The organism is Succinivibrio sp., from assembly GCF_045124615.1.
Taxonomy (GTDB): Bacteria; Pseudomonadota; Gammaproteobacteria; order Enterobacterales; family Succinivibrionaceae; genus Succinivibrio; species Succinivibrio faecicola.
In genome coordinates this window covers 1-1,168 of sequence record NZ_JBGVMC010000205.1, presented here as the reverse complement: position 1 = coordinate 1,168, position 1,168 = coordinate 1, and the positions used below count along the sequence as shown (strand labels likewise).

1 protein-coding gene is annotated in these 1,168 nt (G+C 30.6%); it reads left to right on the top strand.

Annotation, left to right across the window (positions count from 1 at the left end):
* The coding region (locus ACJML3_RS05285; protein WP_406021255.1) for a hypothetical protein at window positions 1–1,168 on the top strand (1,168 nt) is incomplete at both ends.

Sequence of the window (1,168 nt, the reverse complement as noted above, 5' to 3'; positions counted from 1 at the left end):
TTTATAAGAAAAAATGTATTTGATTCTTTAGATGAGGACACAAGAAAAAGGCTTTTAAATACCTATTCATTAAGGCAGGATCCTTTTTATAAGAATATTCTGTCAGTAAACAGTGATCCTGTTATTCTCAAAGAGAGCCTTTGCAAAAATCCAGATGATTCAATGTATCTTGAGCTGTATCCTGTCAGTGATTTTATAAAGGTTACAAAGTCTGATTTTCTGTTTGTAAGCTTTACTAAAAAGCGATCACAGTTGCATGATGATATCTTCAGATTCACTCTTTCTTGCTTTGTAAAAACACAGATAGGATTTGTTAAAAAGATTAATAGAAACAAAGGTTCATCAATTATTCATTCAATTCTTACAGACAAGTCTTGTAAAGATGTGCTTGAGCTTATTAAAAAGGCAGATGTCTATGCCTGCTTCTCATCACAGCAGAACAATTTTGGTATCAACTGTATTGAAAACTATCTATATGAATTTATAAACGCAGATCTAATAAGTCACAAAGATCAAGGATGCTATCGACTTAAAAATGGATATTTCATTGAATATTGTGGTTTTGCCCATCAAAAGCTTTTACGAGCATTTGACTGTTACTATGCTATAAACAGTAAATCAGTAAATATAAGTGACGATTTTAATATCTACAAAAAGGTTGTTAAACAGATAAATGCACTGACAAATAATGGAAGTATCACAAATCCTGATGAAATTTTTAAAAAGGATTTTACCTATCATCCTTTTTTCAGAACACTTGTTGATACAAGTTTGCTTACTCAAAGACTTTATAAGAGATCATGCACATATACAGAGCTTACTGACAGAAATTTCAACCGTTTTTTAGTATACGGATTCTTTATAAGAACAGATTCGTTTTATGGCAAAAAGCGTAATCCTGAGTTTGAAATAAGCTTTGATATTCTTGAAAAGGAAGTAAAAACAAATCTTCTTCCTGTTTTAAAAAATTACTTTTTAAAAAATTCAGATAAGGGAAAAGCTCTTTTTGGCAACAATCCTTCAGGCATTGGGACTATTGATACTAAAGGCTTAAAAAAGCTGCTTGATAATGCATCATTTACCTATGCTGCATTTAAAAATGGTAATTCTCATCTTTGTCTTGAATCACTTGACGAAAATACACTTTGTGAATTTATTGATACAGACA